Consider the following 2,318-nt stretch of genomic DNA (forward strand, 5'->3'; position numbering starts at 1 on the left):
GATCGAGATCGGCGGAGCGTTCGGCCCGGTGTACGACGCCGAGCGCTACGGCGCCCGGCTGGTCGCCTCGCCGCGCCACGCCGACGTACTGCTGGTGACCGGCCCGGTCACCCGGAACATGGCCGAGCCGCTGCGCCGCACCCACCAGGCCGTGCCCGAGCCGAAGGTCGTGGTCGCGGTCGGCGACTGCGCGATGAACTGCGGCCTGTTCGCGGGGGCGTACGGCGTCGCGGGGGCGGTGGCCGACATCGTGCCGGTGGACCTCCAGGTGCCGGGCTGCCCGCCGGAGCCGGCCGCGATCGTCGCGGCGCTGCGCCGGGTGACCGGGCGGTGAGCGCGATCGCTCCCGCGCTGGCGGCGGCGAGCGCCCTGGCCCCCGCCGGATCGGCGGCCGGGCTGCTGCTGCCCGAGCGCCTCCGTCCGGCGGTGGTCGGGGTGTGCACGGCCGGGGTCGGCGCCGCCGGGCTGGCCGCCGGGGGCGCGGCCCTGGGCGGGCAGCGGTGGTCGGAGTCGTTACCGGACCTGCTGCCGCTGGCCGGGGTGCACGTGGCCCTCGACGCGCTGTCCGGGCTGTTCACCGCGGTGTCCGGAGGCGTGATCGTCGCCGCGTCCGTGTACGGGATCGGCTACTCCCGGCACGGCCTGGCCGGGCGCGGTGTCCAGGCCGTGCTGCCGCTGTTCGCCTGGACGCTGGTCATGGTCCCCGCCGGTGCGAGCGTTTCGACCTTCCTGCTGCTGTGGGAACTGATGGCCGCCAGTTCACTGCTGCTCGTGGTCGCCGAGCACCGGAAGCGCGCCACCGTCCGGGAAGCCGGCGTCTGGTACGCGGTGATGACCCACCTCGGCCTCGTGTGCCTGCTGATCGCCCTGGTCCTGTTCGCGGCCGGGGCCGGCGGTGAGACCTTCCCCGCCCTGCGCGCCGCCTCCCACACCCTGTCACCGGCGCTGCGCGGCACGGTCTTCGTCCTCGCCCTGGCCGGATTCGGGTCCAAAGCCGACATGGTGCCGCTGCACGCCTGGCTTCCCCGGGCGTATCCGGAGGCCCCCAGCCACGTCTCGGCGCTGATGAGCGCGGCGATGGCGAACCTCGGAGCGTACGGCCTGATCCGCACCGCCTTCGACCTGCTGGGCGGCGGGCCGCGCTGGTGGGGACTGCTCGTCGTGGCGCTCGGCGCCGTCACGGCGGTGTACGGGATCGTGCAGGCCGCCGTGGCCACCGACCTCAAGCGCCTGCTCGCCTACTCCACCAGCGAGAACCTCGGCCTGGTCCTGATCGGCATCGGCGCCGCCCTGCTGTTCGACGCGGGCGGCAACCGCGCCCTCGCCGCCCTCGCCCTCGCGGCCGCCCTGCTGCACGTGGTCAACCACGCCGCCTTCAAGGCCCTGCTGTTCGGCGCGGCCGGCTCCGTCCAACACGCCACCGGCACCCGCGACCTGGACGCCCTCGGCGGCCTGCGCCCGAGGATGCCCGTCACCACCGCGCTGTTCGCCGTCGGTGCGCTGGGCGCGATCGCCCTGCCCCCGGGCAACGGGTTCATCAGTGAGTGGCTGCTGCTCCAGTCCCTGATCCACGGACTCGCCGCACCCGGCGTGGCCACCGCCGTGATGCTGCCCGTGGCCATCGCCGCCATCGCCCTGTCCGCCGGGCTGGCCACCGCCGCGTTCGTCAAGGCCCTGGGAGTCGGCTTCTTCGCCCGACCGCGCGGCGCCGCCGCCGCACACGCCCACGAGAGCCCGCCCACGATGCTCGCCGGCATGGGCCTGAGCGCGGCCGCCTGCGCCGGCCTCGCCCTGGTGCCCGGCGTGCTCGCGGACGGGCTCGGCCGAGCCGCCGCCGCGGCCGGGCCGGGCGGCGCCTCGCCCCTGAGCGGTGGTGAACTGCGGCTGAGGCTCACCGAGTTGTCCGGCCGATTGGCCCCGCTGTGGATCGCCGCCGCCCTGGTCGCGGCCGTGGCCGCCGTCCTGCTGTTCGTCCGTGTCCTCGCCCGAGGCCCGCGCCGCCGCACCGGCGCCCCGTTGTGGGACTGCGGGGCCGGCGCGCCCACCGCGCGGATGGAGTACACCGCGACCTCGTTCGCCGAACCGCTGCAGCGCGTCTTCGACGACGTCCTCGCCCCCGAGCAGGACGTCGACGTCACCCCGGTCCGCGAATCCGCCTACCTGGTCGAGCGGGTGCGCTACCAGCACCGCGTCCCGGACCGGATCGAGCACCGCCTCTACCAACCGCTCCTGCGCCTGCTGGAACGGGCGGGCCGCGCCGGGCGGCAGCTCGCGGACGGCAGCGTCCACCGTTACCTCGGCTACGGCTTCGCCACCCT

General features: G+C 75.8%; 2 protein-coding genes. Both read left to right on the top strand.

All coding sequences use genetic code 11. The features are described from left to right. A partial coding sequence (locus J0670_RS36100) for an NADH-quinone oxidoreductase subunit B family protein (RefSeq protein WP_207816936.1) occupies positions 1 to 334 on the top strand: 334 nt, incomplete at its 5' end. Next, the coding region (locus tag J0670_RS36105; RefSeq protein ID WP_207816937.1) for a proton-conducting transporter membrane subunit at positions 331 to 2,318 on the top strand (1,988 nt) is incomplete at its 3' end. The genes J0670_RS36100 and J0670_RS36105, both read left to right, overlap by 4 nt.

Source organism: Streptomyces sp. FH025 (assembly GCF_017427025.1).
Taxonomy (GTDB): Bacteria; Actinomycetota; Actinomycetes; order Streptomycetales; family Streptomycetaceae; genus Kitasatospora.